Source organism: Nostoc sp., assembly GCF_054880495.1.
Genome location: NZ_JBTYKD010000220.1, coordinates 1 through 18,099 on the forward strand (window position 1 = coordinate 1; position 18,099 = coordinate 18,099).

General features: G+C 42.2%; 14 protein-coding genes and 1 pseudogene. 6 read left to right on the forward strand and 9 right to left on the reverse strand.

Annotated features, from left to right (window positions below):
* Positions 1 to 27: 27 nt before the first annotated feature.
* On the forward strand, positions 28 to 1,299 hold the full coding sequence (locus tag ACYTXL_RS20115; RefSeq protein ID WP_461926271.1) for a M16 family metallopeptidase: 1,272 nt from the start codon (positions 28 to 30) through the stop codon (positions 1,297 to 1,299).
* 209 nt (positions 1,300 to 1,508) lie between these two features.
* On the opposite strand, the gene ACYTXL_RS20120 is transcribed toward ACYTXL_RS20115, so the two are convergent.
* Positions 1,509 to 6,881, reverse strand: coding sequence for a translocation/assembly module TamB domain-containing protein (locus ACYTXL_RS20120; RefSeq protein ID WP_461926272.1), 5,373 nt, complete (start codon positions 6,879 to 6,881; stop codon positions 1,509 to 1,511).
* Between the two features lie 941 nt (positions 6,882 to 7,822).
* Positions 7,823 to 8,428, reverse strand: a complete 606-nt coding sequence (locus tag ACYTXL_RS20125; protein ID WP_461926273.1) for a DedA family protein — start codon at positions 8,426 to 8,428, stop codon at positions 7,823 to 7,825.
* Positions 8,429 to 8,761: 333 nt separating this feature from the next.
* Here ACYTXL_RS20125 and ACYTXL_RS20130 point away from each other — a divergent pair, with 333 nt between their 5' ends.
* The 3 genes from ACYTXL_RS20130 (at position 8,762) to ACYTXL_RS20140 (ending at position 11,298) form a co-directional block, all read left to right on the forward strand.
* Positions 8,762 to 9,043, forward strand: a complete 282-nt coding sequence (locus ACYTXL_RS20130) for a hypothetical protein (protein ID WP_461926274.1) — start codon at positions 8,762 to 8,764, stop codon at positions 9,041 to 9,043.
* A gap of 105 nt (positions 9,044 to 9,148) precedes the next feature.
* A complete protein-coding gene (locus ACYTXL_RS20135; RefSeq protein WP_461926275.1) occupies positions 9,149 to 10,414 on the forward strand; it encodes a cytochrome P450 in 1,266 nt (421 codons plus the stop codon).
* Positions 10,415 to 10,569: 155 nt separating this feature from the next.
* Positions 10,570 to 11,298: a hypothetical protein gene (locus ACYTXL_RS20140; protein WP_461926276.1), complete on the forward strand. Its 729-nt coding sequence runs from the start codon at positions 10,570 to 10,572 to the stop codon at positions 11,296 to 11,298.
* Here the strand turns inward: ACYTXL_RS20140 and ACYTXL_RS20145 are convergent.
* A pseudogene (locus tag ACYTXL_RS20145) lies at positions 11,261 to 11,468 on the reverse strand (ATP-binding cassette domain-containing protein); the annotation flags it as partial. The gene ACYTXL_RS20140 and the pseudogene ACYTXL_RS20145 sit on opposite strands and share 38 nt — an antisense overlap.
* Positions 11,469 to 11,655: 187 nt before the next feature.
* On the opposite strand from ACYTXL_RS20145, the gene ACYTXL_RS20150 reads away from it, so the two are divergent.
* The gene (locus tag ACYTXL_RS20150; RefSeq protein ID WP_461926277.1) at positions 11,656 to 12,150 is read left to right on the forward strand and encodes a Uma2 family endonuclease; all 495 of its coding nucleotides are present in this window, start codon (positions 11,656 to 11,658) and stop codon (positions 12,148 to 12,150) included.
* A gap of 348 nt (positions 12,151 to 12,498) precedes the next feature.
* Here ACYTXL_RS20150 and ACYTXL_RS20155 read toward each other — a convergent pair whose 3' ends face one another.
* Positions 12,499 to 13,638: an NAD(P)/FAD-dependent oxidoreductase gene (locus ACYTXL_RS20155; protein WP_461926278.1), complete on the reverse strand. Its 1,140-nt coding sequence runs from the start codon at positions 13,636 to 13,638 to the stop codon at positions 12,499 to 12,501.
* Between the two features lie 70 nt (positions 13,639 to 13,708).
* Positions 13,709 to 14,602, reverse strand: a complete 894-nt coding sequence (locus ACYTXL_RS20160; protein WP_461926279.1) for an isopenicillin N synthase family dioxygenase — start codon at positions 14,600 to 14,602, stop codon at positions 13,709 to 13,711.
* Between the two features lie 76 nt (positions 14,603 to 14,678).
* Between ACYTXL_RS20160 and ACYTXL_RS20165 the strand changes: the two genes are divergently transcribed.
* Positions 14,679 to 15,263 carry an Npun_F5749 family FMN-dependent PPOX-type flavoprotein gene (locus ACYTXL_RS20165; protein ID WP_461926280.1) on the forward strand — a complete coding sequence of 195 codons (585 nt, stop codon included), beginning with the start codon at positions 14,679 to 14,681 and terminating at the stop codon, positions 15,261 to 15,263.
* A 395-nt stretch (positions 15,264 to 15,658) separates the two neighbouring features.
* On the opposite strand, the gene cysE is transcribed toward ACYTXL_RS20165, so the two are convergent.
* From cysE to ACYTXL_RS20185, 4 genes are all read right to left on the reverse strand, one after another.
* Positions 15,659 to 16,420: a serine O-acetyltransferase gene (cysE, locus tag ACYTXL_RS20170; protein ID WP_461926281.1), complete on the reverse strand. Its 762-nt coding sequence runs from the start codon at positions 16,418 to 16,420 to the stop codon at positions 15,659 to 15,661.
* Positions 16,398 to 16,673, reverse strand: coding sequence for a hypothetical protein (locus ACYTXL_RS20175; protein WP_461926282.1), 276 nt, complete (start codon positions 16,671 to 16,673; stop codon positions 16,398 to 16,400). The genes cysE and ACYTXL_RS20175 overlap by 23 nt, the downstream gene beginning before the upstream one ends.
* A 16-nt stretch (positions 16,674 to 16,689) precedes the next feature.
* Positions 16,690 to 17,181 carry a hypothetical protein gene (locus ACYTXL_RS20180; protein WP_461926283.1) on the reverse strand — a complete coding sequence of 164 codons (492 nt, stop codon included), beginning with the start codon at positions 17,179 to 17,181 and terminating at the stop codon, positions 16,690 to 16,692.
* 144 nt (positions 17,182 to 17,325) lie between these two features.
* Entirely contained in the window at positions 17,326 to 18,021 is a 696-nt protein-coding gene (locus tag ACYTXL_RS20185) for a potassium channel family protein (protein ID WP_461926289.1), read from the reverse strand.
* Between the last annotated feature and the right edge of the window lie 78 nt (positions 18,022 to 18,099).

An 18,099-nucleotide genomic window follows, 5' to 3' on the forward strand; every position in this document is an offset into this window, starting at 1 on the left:
TGACAAATGACAAAGGACAAAGGACAAATGACAACCTTGCTGCAAAAATCGCCTATCCATCGCACTGTATTGAACAATGGCATTGTCGTACTGGTGGCAGAAAATCCTGCTGCGGATATTATTGCGGCGCGAATCTTTGTGCGTGCCGGTAGTTGTCACGAAAACCGGGAGCAAGCAGGGTTGGCACATTTGCTATCAGCAGTGATGACAAAGGGATGCGATGGTCTTTCTAGTTTGGAAATTGCCGAAATTGTTGAGTCTGTAGGGGCGAGTTTGAGTACAGATGCCAGTACTGATTATTTTTTGCTATCTCTGAAAACAGTAACATCCGATTTTGCGGAAATTTTAGCATTGGCAGGGCGGATTTTGCGATCGCCTACTTTTCCCGAAACTCAAGTGGAATTAGAAAGACGTTTAGCACTCCAAGATATTCGTTCCCAAAAAGAGCAACCCTTCAATGTCGCCTTTGAACAAATGCGGCAGGTAATGTACCAAAATCATCCCTATTCTATGTCAGTGCTGGGTGATGAAACCACGATGAGCCGCTTAACTCGTGCGGATTTAGTGGAATATCACCAAACTTATTTTCGTCCAGATAATCTAGTAATTAGTATTGCGGGGAGAGTCACACCCACAGATGCAGTGGCGTTGGTAGAAGAAGTTTTTGGTGATTGGCAAGCTACAGCCCAAGCACTGCCAATACTAAATTTACCTGAAATTAAGGTGGAACCGCAGGTAAGGTTGAAGCCAGTACAGACACAACAATCAATTGTGATGCTCGGTTATTTGGGAACATCGGTAAGTTCTGTTGACTACGCCTCACTAAAGTTGCTATGTACCTACTTGGGAAATGGGCTTTCTAGCCGCTTGTTTGTGGAATTGCGAGAAAAACGAGGTTTAGCTTACGAAGTATCCGCCTTTTACTCCACAAGGCTATTTCCAGCGTCATTTGTGGTTTACATGGGTACAGCACCGGAAAATACTAGCATTGCCCTAGAGGGACTGCGTACAGAGGTAGATTTATTGTGTACGACAGAAGTATCCGAAAGCGCCCTGCAAGCTGCTAAAAATAAGATTCTGGGGCAGTACGCTTTGGGTAAACAAACAAACGGGCAAATTGCTCAAATATACGGCTGGTATGAAATTTTGGGCTTAGGAATTGATTTTGACACCAAGTTCCAAGAATTGATTGCGGCTGTGAGTGCCAAGGATGCGATCGCCGCAGCTTGTAAGTATTTAAAATCACCTTACTTATCTTTAGTTGGTCAAGAAGAAGCAATTAATGGAGCGATCGCATAACCTTACTCTAATTTCCGGCTTTTTGAGAACGGTTAGGTTAGGGAGGATCAAATATAGGACTTACACATTGACAATAAATAGTAAATATGTATCAGTGAAAAGCCACATCTTTCGTAGGGGTTTAGCATTGCTAAACCCCTACAATATGGTCTATTTACAATCAAAGGATAATTAATAAAAGCCTAAAAGGACTACAAAATAGCTGTAATCTAAAATCGGGTTTCATACTCAACTTGGAACTGATTTTCATCCCCCAAATTAGTTGAGCCTCGCATGAGAATTTCGTCATTAAGTCGATAGAGCAAATTGTAAACGAAAGAGTCATCATTGTTAGAAAGAGCATGTGATAAAGAAACAGATGCATTTCTATTGATGTCAAACACACCTTCTGCTGATAAATTAAGAACTGAAGCGATCGCTGCTTTATTATTATTAGTAGATGGAGTCGGATATATCCGAAACTCACTGAAACCTACAGCCTGTCCGATCGCAGTGATCGTTCCTTGTAAACCACCTAAAATGGTCGAACTAGCGAAATTAGTCAGCCCTTGGCCTGCATCTGTTTGACCGAAAGAATTCAGAATTGAGCCACCCAGCAGAGCAACTATCTCTCCCTTACTACGGCTGGGTTCGCTCGTCAGTTCCAGATTGTCGGTCAATTCACTAGCTGGCCCGTTCACCCTGGCTTGAACGGTAACGCTATTTAAAGTCCCAAAGTTGTTTACAGAAACATCGCTGACTTCAGAAGACAATGGTGATTCCAAAGTTTGACTGTTTCTTGCCGATGTTTCCGGTACAATTGCGGTAAGTCGCACATCTAGGGTCGGGTCAAGTCCTTGGCTAGGAATAAACCGCGCAGTTTGTTCATAGCCCCGCGCCAAGGCGAACTGAGTGGAAAATAAGCTCAGTCCTCCTCCTGTCAAACGAATGACTCCTTCAGGAAGCGGCTTGGCTAATGTACCATTAATGGTCAAGTCGCCTTTAGCGTCAAAGCTCAATAGGGGCTGACTCAATGCTGCTCCTCCTGGTACAAAGCTCAATAGGGACTGAGTGGTAACACGAATACCCTTATCTAAAGTCAACTTTAAATCTGCAAACTCTATAGGTAAATTGGGTGGAGTGACTGCGCTAGTGGTGCTAGTCTTGGCTGTAATCACTGGGTTAGCGCTATTCTCTGCCGTAGGTGTGACGTTAGCGTTAACCTCTTCTCTGTTTATGACGTTAGCATTAGCTTCAGCTGTAGCTGCTAATTTTTTATTAGCAGTAGCCGAGTTTCCAATAATCACCTGACCATTACTCAGTTTAATCTGTCCACCAATTACAGGTTTTAACGCTGTTCCGCGAATCACGACATCGCCGCCGACACCGCCTTGATACAATCCTGCAACCTTAAAATTGAGTTTATCTGCGATTGATACTGTTAGGGGATTCGCTGCGGCTTGCCCAGGAGTAAAAATTGGCAGGATGCCTGATGCTGTGACTTGCCCTTTATTGTACGTGCCTTGGATACCTGCGACATTCAGCGTTTTACCATTAAATTGTACTGTTCCTGTGACATTCGTGAGAGGATCAGATAAAGCTTGGCTGCGAAAAGTTGCATTATTAAGTGTGGCATTTCCGTTGATAATTGGTTCTTTTAAAGTACCTTGAACATTTAAATCTACTTTTCCTTGACCGTCTACCCAAGCGACTTGATTGTTGGTAAACACGTTTAACAGTGCCAATCCTTCATTCTGCACATTGGCATTGATGTTGATTTGATTGCTATCTGGTTGCACTGCCACAAAAGGCAAAGGAGCCGGTACAGTACCTGTAATCGCAACTGGCTGCGTTCCTGTGACTAATAAGGTACTATCAAAATTCAAGCGAGCTTTGTTGTAATCAAAGTTCACTTTTCCTGTTTGCACAGGTTTCTTGTTGAGAGTCGCATCCGCGATCGCCACTTGTCCTTTCACACTAGGGTCTTTTAAACTACCTGCTAATGTGGCATCAGCATTCACTTTCCCAGTAATATCTATGGGGTATTTTTGGATAAAAGGCTCTAAAAGTGATAAAGGTAAACTTGCTACATTTAACTTACCAGATAGTTGCTCAGTTCCTAACTGTCCTGAAAACGCCACCAATCCTTGATTGATACCAATACTCAAGGGCGAAAGTGTCACAATACCATCGGCAAAAGTACCTTGAGCAATGACTTGATTGATGGAGTATTCACCCCATTGCCAGTTAGCACCTTGAAAATTAAAGCCGACATTCAACCCAGATTTTAATGAGCCATTCGCTGTAATTGCTCCGCTTAAAGCACCCGTTAATTCTGCAAGGGTGGGCAAAGATAGAGTTTGTTTTGTCTCTACTTGTTGTTGTTTTGCTGCCAATGCGGTAACTTTTGAGAAATATGCTAACTGTGTTTTCAAATCTGCATCGGGCAAACTGATAGATTCAGTGTTAAGTACTTCTGCTTTAGCCAACTTCGGAGGCTGCAACCCGGTATTAAAATCTTGAAAGTTGAAGACATTGAACGCTTGTAAAAGTCTCTGGATTTTGGCTTGATAAAAATTAGCTTGGAATTGAAATTGCGGGTCATTCCCTGTTTTCACATTTCCACTCAAGGCGATGTTGCTATCTGCAATCCGCAATTGACCATTAGCCAAGCTAGCAGTACCATCGGCATAATTGATCGTACCGCGAAATTCATCTGCTGCCACTCTAGCAACACGAGGCGCTGCGATCGCCACATCCCCCGCAACGGCATAATTATTAAGATTGACAACTAAATTCCCCGATAGTTGCCCCGCCAGTGGTTTCAATTGATTGTTCGGTAAAAAGCCCCCAATCAGAGCTATAGGAAACTGTTGGGCGTTGATGAGCAAGTTATCTCCCTCTGTTCTCCCTGTGGTGAGTGCGCCATCACGTTTAACTAAAAATGAAGTGGGACGATAATCTGCACCCAGGTTCAGCGCAATCCGATCTTGCTTCCCAGCTAGTTGCAGACTTGCACCCTGTCCCCCTTGAAAATTCACGTTTCCGGTTAAAAGTCGGTCAAACGCCAAGTTACTTACCTGGAAATTCCGCAACCGGATATTACCATTAGCTTGGGGAACATCTGGAGTACCTGTAACTTTTCCATTAAAATCAACTAGCCCTGCTACTGCGACGTCACCAGGAACTTTAAAGCCAGTATTTTTTAAGTTGAAATTCTGTGCCAGTACATTTAAATTAAATCCGGCAATTTGGGGTGCGCCAGTTGGTGGAGACTGAATAGCGATCGCACCATTAGCACTCACTCCTGGGGTACTTGCGTTTTCAACTATAATCTGATGTCCATTCCACTTAAATTGTGCTGTCAGGGGTTTTTCTAGCAGCGCTATCCCTTGGGGAAGGCGGATTTCTCCGGCGGCGCGAATATCTGCAAGCTGGAAAGATTTTGTTGTGCCTGATAACTGAATGTTGCTATTGAGTCGTCCTCGCAGTTGTGGTGAGAAACGGTTGAGTTGAATTTCCGAAGTGTTAACAACTCCTTGCCAGCGTTCTTGTGCAAGTTGACCACTAGCCCTGATTGTCCCACCTGCTACGTTCAAAACGGCATCGGGGAAAACGATATTCTGTCCTTGTTTGGTAACAACAACTCGTCCGCTAGTGGGATAGGTGGCGGTAGGCGCTTGCACCCGCGCTACTGTTTGCAGATTACTCAGAGTGCCGGAAATATTCGCATTTGCCGATACCTTGCCAATGGTGATCGAGGGTGAAGTTTTGTAGGCTCGGGCGATCGCATCCCCTGGTAAATTTTCTGCTTGCACATTAAATGATACTCTACCTTTGGGTGCAAGCTGAAGTTGACCGTTGGCTGTGACTTGCCCTCCCACCTCTGGATTTGCCTGAACGCGAGCCACATTCACGTTTAACGGACTACCTAAAGAACCAGAGATTTTGGCCTTCGCAGATATACCACCAACATTAATCGGAGTTGAAATGCCATAACCTTGAGCGATCGCATTTCCTGGGATACCTTGAGCTTGAATATTTACGCCTACTTGACCTTCAGGAGCCAGTTGAATTTGACCATTGGCTGTTATTTGCCCCCCGGCTGGCGGTGTCACCTGAACACTAGTAATATCAAGTTTCAAGGGCTGTTTGCCAAGTGAGCCAGAAATTTGGGCTTTTGCTGAAACATTCCCAACTGCGATCGGTAAAGTAAAGCCATAGCTATGTGCTAGTATATCCCCTGATATTCCATCCGCTTGGGCATTAAATATTACATCATTTTTAACTCCCACATTAGCTTCACCGCCGCCTGTAATTTCACCACCGGCTGCGGGGACTATTTTCAGATTGGAAAGAGCAATTTGAGATGCAGTTTGAGATACATTCAAGCGGAAATCAGTATTGACGCTTTTAAATTGAACGCGGTCAACTTGAATAGGTTTTGTGTTGCTGACTGTACCGCTAAGAACTGGTTGCCCAAGTAAGCCACGTACCTGAATATTTGCTTGAATTTCGCCACTAGCTGGGACTGACGAATTTACATTCAATGTGTCTAGAATATTTTTTGCACTAACAGGTTTTATCTGAGCCGAGACATTAAAACCTGTTTTACTATTAATTGTTCCATTCGCTAGAATGGGAACCTTACCAAAATTCGTAGTCAGATTATTTAAAGCAACTGTTTGACCCTGAAATACAAAATTCCCATTAAAATTAGAAACCTGCTGAGGAATATTTTGAATTTTAGCAGTAACTTGATTAGCTGTAGCTGTTCCCGTAACTGCTATTTGTGACAGTTTGGCTGGAATCTCAACCCCTAAGTCAGCATTTAAATATCCTGCTTGCAAAGCGATCGGCAACTGAATTAATCGACTTATCTCTGATGCTTGTAAATTTTGTGCTTGCAGCTTCAGGCTAGTTTGTTGAGCTTTTACTTGTGTTTCGCCAACGATTTTAACACCGCCTCCCCTAGCGAGTTGAGCATTGATGTCATAAGCGATCCTTTGATTTCGATCTGAAAATCGGGCAACACCACCAACTTGATCTAATATTACTGAGCCTTTCGGTTTAGTTGGTGCGGCGAATGGCATCAACTCGACATCGCCATCTTGAATTTGAAGTGTCTGCAACTCAGTTTGAATAAAGCCTTGTCCTTCAGCAGCCTTAACTTGCGCTCTCACCCAACGACCATCTTTATCCTGTTGAATGTAAACATTGGGCTGAACTAACGTGACATTTAATGCTAGTTTTCGGTTAAAGAGGAGTTCCAAGGGCGAGAACTGCACCTCCAAAGCTTTTGCTACCACCTGATCTTGATCGCTGGGAGTTGCTGGTATCGATAGAGAGCTAAATCTCAGACTAGAGAGCGAAAAACGTTCAACTTTCCCAACTTTTACCGGACGCCCAAGCAATTGCTGAAGATTTTGCTGGACTAACGGTGCTAAATCATTATATACATAGTTTCTAGCCCACCAAGCACCAACTCCAATTCCAACCAGCAGAACCCCACCCAGAGCCAAACTAGTACGTCCTAAAAGCAGGAGCCACAGACGACGATTAGATGGTTTCTGATTGTTTCCTAAATTTAGAAATCGCTTCATGATCCTTACCAGTACTTTTTTCTGGAGTGAGACTAAAGAAAGGCTAGTCGCAGTTGTATAAACAAGTCACAAGCTATGGTTTCACAATATTGGGACTTACGCAAGAACCTTGGGGCAAGCTGCTTCTATTCTCTACCAGAGGCTGGGATCAGGAGACGCTCGGCAAATGCGTCTATGTTATTTCCTAATTTTGCGTAATTATTGAATATATTTCGAGTAATAGTTTGTCACAAGATATTACTTTTGTTCCTCTCTGGTATCTATTGTATATTTTAAAGTAATTCTATAATCATTCACATTAGTATCTTTAGATAGATTTTATTTGCTTAAGTATTAATTATTCTTGAGAATTAGGTAATTTTTAAATATTAAATTACTTTGCGATCGTTTCTCTATATACAACTCTGGTCAGAAAACTCAAACTCTGTATAATCCCCACAATAGCATAGCCACTAATGACAGCACTACTCTTAGCAGTTGCACTGATAGCAACCAGACTTTATACCAAGCGGGAAATGGTAGAGGTAGGGTATGGGGCTTTGTGTGTTTCAACCCCAGTTTACAACCATAATAAAAAGTGTTGCAATTAGGAAAAAGAGGAGATTTTTTAGGAACAGATAGAGGTTGAGGGTATTATCAAGCTCTGATGTTTGTGGCTCCACTAAGTAAATAGACTTAGTTTTGGGAGCATTCCAATTTTTCAAAAATTCACGGTACTGATGCAAAAACCCTTTACAACTTTCTTACCTTTGCGCTCTTCTCTGCGTTCGCGCAGCCTATCGAAGACAGACGCTGCGCGTAGCTTCTCTGTAGGAGTATGCGGTTCGTTTTCTCATTCTCTTATTCCTATCTTCAGGCAGGATAATAGTAAATTTCAAAATTTGGGATGCTCCCCTTAGCTTATACAATAAAACATCTAGTAATGAGCTACGAAAAATATTTTAACTTTTGTTTACTCTGTTTTCTTGTATTAGATGAATTATCGATGGCAGTAAAGAAACAATTATAATTAATCCAATAATCGGTAACAAATACTTATCTACCTGTTCAGGTGGCAGAGATTTTCCTAAGAAAAACCCTAACAGGGTGATGCCGAATGTCCAAAGAAAGCCACCGATTAAGTTGTAAGACATAAATGTGCGATAATGCATCGCACCAATCCCAGCCACAATCGGCGCGAAAGTCCGTACAATGGGTAAAAAGCGTGCTAAAACAACCGTTTTTTTACCGTGTTGTTGATAAAAGTCTTGGGTTTTAACAAGATGTTTTTTACGAAACAACCATGAATCTTCCTTCTGAAATAGTCTTCTGCCAAATTTATGCCCAGTAAAATAGCCAACATTGTCACCTAAGACTGCACAAATAAAAGCACCAAAAATCAGAACCCAAATGTTCAGTAAATTCTGGGATGCGACAAATCCCGCAGTGAACAATAAACTATCTCCAGGCAGGAAAAAACCAATTAACAAGCCAGATTCAGCAAAGACAATCGCCCATACCCCAAAGTAGCCGAGTGATTTAATCAGTTGTGGTAAATCCAGATGCATAGAATTTCTTACCTTTCAAAAATAGACCCACAACATCTTAACGTTTAGCTATTTTCCTAAATAAAAAGTAATATTAAATTTGCGTAAAGTTATTGTGTAATTTTAGTAAATGTGATGATAGATGGCAGGTTTTGGGTTAAGGGTGCAAGATGCGAAGATATTTGAAAGTACTAAGACTATTTTGGAGTATTGCGATCGCATCAGAGTTGGAGTATCGTGTTAACTTTTTCATTGAAAGCGGCGGGAAACTCAATTCCCTTGAGTGAGTGGACAAGGATAGCCGCCCCAACCCTTGGGGCATAGGGCATGGGCCAAACAGGTAACTTCTTCCCCATGCCCTATACTTCTCTTCTTAGCCTGCGCCAACGACAACGCTACTTCGACCCTTCTCTACGAGACCCTTCTCTACGAGACCCTTCGGCAAGCTCAGGGCATCGCGCTGCGCGAACGGCAAGCTCAGGGCATCGCGCTACGCGTAGCTTGCTTCCACGAAGTGGTACGGCAAAGCTCAAGGCAACGCGTCGCTCAGTACAAGTCAGTACAAGTGCCCCATTCCCCATGCCCAAAAACTCCATTCCCTTGTGGGTGGAGCTTTTTATAGCTACCTATCCGTAGTCAGTTTTGGCGGTTTGCGTTGCGGTTTTATACTAGTGTTTCGAGTTAGAGCGTAGACAAAGCAGTGCCTTGCCCAGAGTTGTTGGAGCAACATAAAGTTAAGATATGAAAAGTAATCAAATTCCTCCTGGAAGCTTTGGTATACCTGTATTAGTTGAAACACTCTCCTTTGTTTTCGACTGCGATTTTGCCAAAAAGCGCTATCGCCAGTATGAGTCTATCTTCAAAACTCATCTTATTGGCAGACCAACTGTGGTAATGGCAGGACCGGAGGCGTTAGAGTTCGTTTTGTCAAGCCAAATGGAGAATTTTTCTTGGCGCGAGGGATGGCCTGATAATTTCAAGATATTACTGGGTGAATCACTTTTTCTGCAAGATGGAGAGGAACATCGCAGAAACCGCCGCTTAATGATGCCAGCGTTGCATGGTCCAGTACTGGCAAATTATGTCTCCACAATGGAAGATATTACGCGTAGCTATCTCCAAAAGTGGGAGAAAAAACAGGAGTTTACTTGGTTACAAGAGTTTAAACAGCTGACATTTGATATTGCCAGTCAATTGTTGTTGAGTACGCGTCCTGGACCTGAATGTGTGCGCCTTAGCCAGTTGTTTACAACCTTGACGAATGGGCTGTTTGCTATTAACCCGTTGTCTTTACCATTTACTACATTTGGTAAAGCTATAGCCGCTCGTAATCAGATTTTAGAGCATCTAACTCAAGTTGTCAGAGAACGTCAGCAAAACCCAACTCAAGATACCATCAGCTTGTTAATCAAAGCTAAAGATGAAGATGGTAACAGTCTAAGTGAAAAAGAAATCATTGCCCAAGCGGTGCTGCTACTCTTCGCTGGACATGAAACGACTACTTCGATGCTGACTTGGTTGTGTGTAGAGTTAGCCCGCCATCCAGAAGTACTCGAAAGAGCCAGAAAAGAACAATTACAACTTGCAAGTAAAGATAATTTAGATTTAGAACAATTGGGGAAAATGCCCTATTTAGAGCAGGTTCTATGGGAAGTTGAAAGATTGCATCAACCTATTGGAGGCGGGTTTCGTGGTGTAATTAAAGACTTTGAGTTTAAAGGTTATCACGTTCCTGCTGGTTGGCAGTTACTTTATTCAATTGTGATAACTCATAGCCTAAAGGAAATTTACCATGAACCAGAGCGTTTTGATCCAGATCGTTTCAGTCCCCAGCGCCAAGAACACAAAAAGTATCCTTTTAGTTTAGTTGGTTTCGGTGGTGGTCCACGCATCTGTATTGGTATAGCTTTTGCCAAAATGGAAATGAAGATTATTGCTGCCCACCTTCTACGCAATTATCATTGGGAGATATTACCCAATCAAAGTTTAGAAACAGTGTTAAGCTAATGTACTTTTAATTTGCATAACCAGGGCGGCCAAGATGCCCACCCCACAAGACTTTTACTTCCAGGTAATATGCAAGTTAAATGTCCAACAGCTTAGTTCCTAGCAATCGCCCCAAAGATGGGTTACGGGTTCGATTTCAACCTCGGTGAAATATTATGCCATCTCAAATAGACATACATTTGCCTAACGGAATATTACAACGCTTGCAAAATGTGAAAGATTTTGTAGGCGAAAGCGTCAACTCTCTAAGTAATTCAGCACAACAAGTTGGGGAGTCTTTGAAGGCAACAGCCACTACAACAACTGATACAGTTACAACAAACTTAGAACAAAGTTGGCAAACAGCCGAGCAATTTAAGACTACAACATCGGGAGCAGTAAAAACAGCATTGGCATCTTCTGTAAGTGATTGGCTGACACAACACCCCCTATTTTTTAGGTTAGTTCAAATACTAACTTGGGGTGCTAATCACCCAATTATTAGTGTAACAATTCTGCTGTTTGCACTCGCTATAGTTTGGAGCATCATCAAAGCAATTGTCCGCTTAATTGAAACAGCTAGTTGGTCAATACTCCAAGTTCCGATAAAATTTTTTCAGGCTTTGATTAAAGTTAGCTTTCTTTCCTTAATTAAAGTTGGGAGTTTTACTATCCAAAGAATGACAGCTACTAAAATAATTGATAATTTGCCAGTTTTAGAGCCGGAAAATTTTCAAGCAAATAAACAACAGCGATTAGCAGAAATTTCTCATCGTTTAGAAGCAATTCAGAAGGAACAAAATGAGCTTTTACAAGAAGCAGCAGACTTGATTACTTCCGACAAAATTGATATAGAAGTATCAGAAATTAAACAGCTAAAAATCGCTGAATCACATCTTGGCTGAGTTCGGCTGTTGAATCGGAAGCGACAATACCACCTTTTTGCATGGCGTAATAGTAATCAGCCTGACGGGGATTCATCTAAGACGAGTAATTGGGGCTGTCCTATTAAAGCACGTGCGATCGCTAATTGTTGCTGCTGTCCCCCACTCAAATCGCTACCCATGCGCGAAAGTCTATTGTTACTGTTATGCGTTTGATCATTTTTTATTACCAATAGGAAAAAATATACCAGAAAAACAAACTATAATTTTTCTACTTATACTAAAAAACAGTGATAATATATTAAAATGTAGTTAAAAGAAATACATTAATTTAGTAGTATTCAGTAGTAGTCTATGTAGGGTAAGAAGGCAAAGCAAATGACCCAAACGACGAAAACCCAAAAACTGCTGACCTTTGAGGAGTATCTTACCTATGACGATGGTACAGACACGCGCTATGAGTTGGTGGATGGAGAACTAGTCGAGATGCCACCTGAAAGTCAAGAAAATAGCAATCTGGCAAGATTTCTATTCGTTGAACTACTAAAACATTTCCCCTTTTATTTAATTGCTCACAAGGATACAGAAATTGAGGTGGCGGGGCGACGGGCGAGATGTCGTTTACCTGACTTAATGGTTCACACAGAAGAATCTTATGCTGCCCTTATTAGTGCTACTCGTGCTACCCTCACCCGTGAGATGCCACCGCCTGCACTAGTAATTGAAATTGTTTCTCCGGGAACGGCGAACCGCGTTCGTGATTATCGCTACAAGCGGACGGAGTATGCCGCTAGGGAAATATTGGAGTATTGGATTGTTGACCCAACAGATGCAACAAATTACGATTTGCCAGTGGGTGGAGGGACAGTATGAGGATAAGGTATTTACAGGTGCTACTTGCATGGAATCAATGGTAATTGTTGATTGGGCGCTAACAGTAGAACAGGTGTTTAAGAGCGCAAACCGACCAGAATTACCAAGGGAATAGAAAATGCGATCGAGTTTTTCATTCTTGGTTTTGTTCCATATTAACCTTTAAAATGTGATAAGCTGTCCCACATTTAACTTGCATAATTAGGGCGGGCAAGATGCCTACCCCACAAGAGTTCTGTTGAATTCAGTTATGCAAATTAGATATTTTTCAGCTTATTAGTACGATATTTTACTAATAAAAAGTTAACTTTATACATATTTTTGTGTAATAAAAAGTTATTGTTACGGTTAAAGAGATAGCTGGGCAATAATTTCATCTTCCTTGCCAGCAGCAAACTTAGCAAAATGCTCCGCTAAGGGTGGTACAATGACCAAAGGATTACTAAACCCAGTAAAAACATGAACGCGATCAAATTTGGGAATAGCACCAATTAAGGCAAGTCTGTCGCTACTAAATGCCACCAAGCAATGATACCAAGTTCCTGGTAAATTCTCTAAATTTGGCAAAATTTGCTTTATGCTTTTTCGCAACCATTTTTCACTTACCTCTGAGTTTACCTTGGCATGAGGATCTGCGATCGCACGGCTAATTTGACCGATGCGGAAACTACCATCTTGAAACTGAATTGCACCCGCATCTAAAATCGGCGGTAGTAGTTCATTACCAAGTTCATCCCACAATTCATCAACTTGACTAGATTCAGCTTCTAGTTGAAACCGTTGCACATTAGCCGGCATAACTAAGGTGCGTAACTGCACATTTACAGGTGGGGTTTCAATTATTTCTGCGTGGGTAAAATATAACTTGATAGGAATATCAGCAGACTTTAAAAGCTGGCGGCTGAGTCCACCAGCACAAATGACAACATTAGCACTGTGGAAAGTTGCAGTAGTTGTTTTTACGCCATCTTGTAATACTTGTAAGACTTGGGTAATCTGCATTTCACCCCCAGCCCGCAGAAAGGCTTGGATATAGGCTTGTGCTGTTTTTTCTGGGTGAATATGACCGTGTTTAACAATTAAAGCACCAGATATCGCCTCTCGATTTAGCTGCGGTTCCAACTCACAAGCTTCTTGGACACTCAGTAAATGGGGTGGAATGGCACAATCATTATATAATGCAGCAGTTGCTTCTGGGTAACAATCGGCTGAAATAGTTAGTAATAAATCTAATTCCCGAAATTGGATATCAGCGTCTAACTCTTGAGATAGGATATGGTAACGCGCGATCGCATCTTCGCACAATTGCCGAGTTAATGTTGTAGTAGCTGACCAATAGGCAAGCCCACCATAACTATAGCGAGTTGCATTCTGTGGTCTGCTGTATTGATCCAACAAAAGTACAGAAAAGCCAGTTTTCGCAAGTTCGTAGGCGAGTGCAGCACCAGTAATTCCACCGCCAACTACAATCCAGTCGTAAGTTTTCATATTAAATATCTTTCTGAATTACGAACTTGTACTGAGCGCAGCCGTTGGCGTAGCCTCTCGTAGAGAAGTATTACGAATTACCATAAGTTGCTTGTAAACGTTGTAAAAGATATTCTCCCGCAAGAATGGGGGGATAAATAGGCGATTGTTCTTTGTGGGAACTCTCCAAACAATCAATTTCTGTATCATCATTAGGATGACAGAAAAAAGCGATAGAATATCGCGACTGTTTCAGCCTGTTATCACTGGGAATCATTACCCGATGCTTGGTTGAGGAAAACAGATGATTTGTCCACCGTTGCATTAAATCGCCAGTATTGACTACTATAGTATCAGGAATTGCAGGCGCGGCAATCCACTCTCCAGATGTTGTCTGTACTTCCAACCCCCCAACGTCATCTTGGAAAAGTAAGGTAATACTGCCATAATCGGAATGCTCACCAGCACGCAATTGTCCGGGTTTGGGTGGTGTCTGCAATGGGGGATAGTGGAGCAATCGCAAGGTATGATGTTGTTGATTGTGTCTTATTATAAAAAAATCTTCTGGCAATTCCAACGCCAAAGCAAATGCTTGTAGTACCGTGTTAGCAAGTTCTGTACAACTATCATAAAAGGCGAGAATAGAAGCATCTATATCTACAGCCTTTTGTTTGCCTAAATTCAACGCCTCTTTTAGGTCCTCTGGATCATTGGGGTTAAGACGTTCTCTCTCAAAACCAACATAACCCGTGTTACTAAACTCATCACTCCAAGCTTGCTTTTGCTTAACTTCTAAAGGTAAATTGAAGAAAGATTTGCTGTGAGTGAACACTTGACTTATTAGGTCTTTTGATATTCCTGAATTCTGTAAATACATGAAGCCAATTTCATGGCAAGCTTGATAAATTTGTTTGATAACAGTTTGCCGAGTTATTGTGTTGCCATTGGTAAAGGCAGTTAAATATATTACTGAAATTGTAACCATTTATACATAATTAGAGATTTTGTGTTTTGTTAACATATAAAGTAGTATACTCAATACTTAGGTACGGAACTTTACAATGACTCTTGCTCCTTGGCGAAGCGCGATCGCTCATGCGCTCCATCGTAACCGCAGCCTTGTTTATGCCCGTTACCTCCAACTAGCAACGGTGCAAACCAACGGTCGCCCTGCTAATCGTACCTTAGTCTTTCGCGGCTTTCTGGAAGATACAAATCAGCTAAAATTTATCACCGATACTCGTAGCGCTAAAGCCGACCAGATACAGCAACAACCTTGGGCAGAAATTTGCTGGTACTTCCCCGATACACGAGAACAATTCCGAATCAATGGTTGTTTGACCCTGGTAAGCGGTGATGATTCTCACCAGAATTTACAGCCAGCCCGGATCATTATGTGGCAAGAACTTAGTGATGCGGCGCGTTTACAGTTTCTTTGGCCCCATCCTAGTAAACCCAGAGTCGAAACCCCAGAAGCTTTTGCACCAGCAGCACCCAACCCTATGCAGCCAGTGCTTAATTTTTGCCTACTGCTGCTCGAACCAGTACAGGTAGATCACTTAGAATTACGCGGCGAACCCCAAAACAGAAGGCTTTATCACCGTGATGAGAATCAAGAGTGGTTTTGTGAAGAAATTAATCCTTAATTTTATCATAGGACTTACGCAAAAGTACACACACTCTGGGGCAATTCATGTAGACGAAGCCTGACCGCAGGGTATTGCCCCTACCTGAAAATAAGGGTTTCGGCTATTGTTTGCGTAAGTCCTGATTTAAGTTGCAAAAAAATTGTAGGTTGGGTGGAGGCTTTGCCAAAGCCAACATCCTGATAATCAGTTGGGTTGCGCTCCGCTCCACCCAACCTACGTCTAATGCACTATTTTAGCCTAGAGAGTCCACTACGTGCATTTCAAAAATCAAATACTAGTCCTATATATTGTTTGCATAAGTCCTGATTTAAGTAGATGAAAAAACGCAATAACATTGTGTAATTAATTATGTTCGACTACTTATGATTTTCATTCCTAACTCCTAACTTTATTTAAATCCCAGCACCATCTAGAAACTCCTGTATTGCCTTATATTTAAGGCTGCATACTGGAGCATTTTGTGAGAAATCCGGGTTATAAGCTACACAACCCGCCAATACAGGAGTTTTTGCAGAAGAGTTAGTGCGCCCAAGAGTTTGTATTTGTTCTTCCAACGCCTCAATCCTGTCTACTAAAGCACGAATTACTTCAGCTTCCGAATCTGGTAAATTATTGTGTTCAAGAGGTGCAACCCGGACTCCAGAACGATATATGATCCGCCCAGGCACGCCTACCACAGTACAGTCTGAAGGCACATCTCTTAGAACAACAGACCCAGCGCCAATACGGACATTATTGCCAATTTCGATATTGCCCAGCACCTTCGCTCCAGCTCCGAATACGACATTTTCACCCACAGTCGGATGGCGCTTGCCACATTCTTTACCAGTACCTCCAAGGGTGACACCTTGATAAATTAGGGCATAGTTTCCCACGATCGCAGTTTCACCAATTACTACACCCATTCCGTGGTCAATAAACACACTTTGCCCAATTGCTGCACCCGGGTGGATTTCAATTCCAGTTAAAAACCGAGCCAAGTGAGAAATCAGGCGGGGAATAAAAGGAAGATTGACAGTATACAGCCAGTGAGCGAGCCTATGGAATAGCAGGGCTTGCAAACCAGGGTAACAAAATAAAACTTCCAACCAGTTACGGGCAGCTGGGTCACGTTCAAATATGATACGAAAGTCAGCACGCAGTATAGATAGCACGAGATAGCACCCTCGGAAAGCACAACAAGCTACTCTCCCATATTATCCTCTCAGGTGTTACACGTAAAAGGTGGGCACTTGTACTGACTTGTACTGAGCTTGCCTGCCCAGAGCCCTTCGACAAGCTCAGGGTAACACCTGTCGTTCGCGTAGCGTCTCGTAGAGAAGGGTCGAAGTAGCGTTCACGTAGCGTCTCGTAGAGAAGTCGTTGGCGCAGCCTAAGAAGAGAACTATTGGGCATTGGTTGGTTCATCTCCCTACTCCCCACTTCACCTCTGCTCCACTGTCAGAGTATAATCACGCTTGACCCCAGGATTAAATGTACCAACCCAAATCCGATAGGTGCCACTTTTCCAGTTGCGATCGCTAACGCTAGCATCTTTACTTTTGCCAGTGTCATCGCCGCAACGAATCGTCGTTTTATCTGGGCCTTGGATCAACAAAGTGGTGTCGTTGTTGTTGCTATCGACTTGTATTGTTAGCTGCGAAAAGTCCTTTTCCAAAACCATAATATGATCGGGATTGGGATCGGCAAAACCGATACAGGCTTTTTGATCGCGATCGCGGTTACTTATGGCAGACAATGAGTAAGAACCACCTGTAAATCCCTGCACTGTTCCTTGTGCTGCATTAAAGTTTGTTGACAGTGTGAAAGTACCAAAATTTGCTTGCTCTGCTATTGCAGGGGTAGCTGTGATCGCAGTAAGTATAGCCAACAGCCAGCCGCTTTTAAACTGAAGTCGGGGGCGACAGTATTTCATAGTAGCCCTCCAACAGGCTTTTAAATTAGTAGTGATATATACATATTCTACTGAAAAAAATTCAGTGAAATTTTAGTTACTTGTGCCACATTAAAATGTGCCACAAGTAATGACTGGGAAAGCATACAGCTAATTGCTAGGCTGTTAAGTTGGCAAGCGATTAATATCTTTATTGCAGCCAACAACCACCATTACTGAACCTTGCTCTAAATACCTAGTGGGTTCAGGATTAATTTCAAATTTACCATCCTTAATGATCGCTAGCAAATTTAAACCAAAACGGTTACGAATTTGAAGTTCGGCGATGGTTTTGCCGTGAAATTGATCAGGTACAATTATTTCTACAATACTATGATCGGGGTCAAGGTCAAATCGGTCTAGTATTGATTGCTTAGTAAGCGATCGCGCCAGGGCACAACCCGCTTCATATTCTGGATAAACAACGTAGTCGGCCCCAACTTTCTGTAACAGCTTACTGTGAATTTCCGAAGAAGCCTTAGCAACAATATAGGGAACACCCGCCTCCTTCAAATTCAGTGTTGTAATAATACTTTCTTGGACATAATTGCCAATAGCCACAACTACCGTCTCAAACTCAAAAATTCCGGCTTGTTTGAGCGCCCCCGGTTCAGTAGAGTCCATCTGTAAAGCATGAGTAGCCAACTTATCGTTTAAGATTTGGTTAACACGTTTTTTATCAATGTCAGTCCCCAGTACTTCGTATCCTAAGTTGTAGAGTGTACTACATACTGCTCGTCCAAATCGTCCTAAGCCGATAATTGCAAACTGTTGATTATTTCGCTGCAAACCGCTAAAAAAATTTAAAGACGACAAATTCACACTTTCTACCTTTGGTTTCATCAGGCAATAATTTTTTATAGCAATTTTTTCTCTGATATTCAACTACTTAAAAGAGTA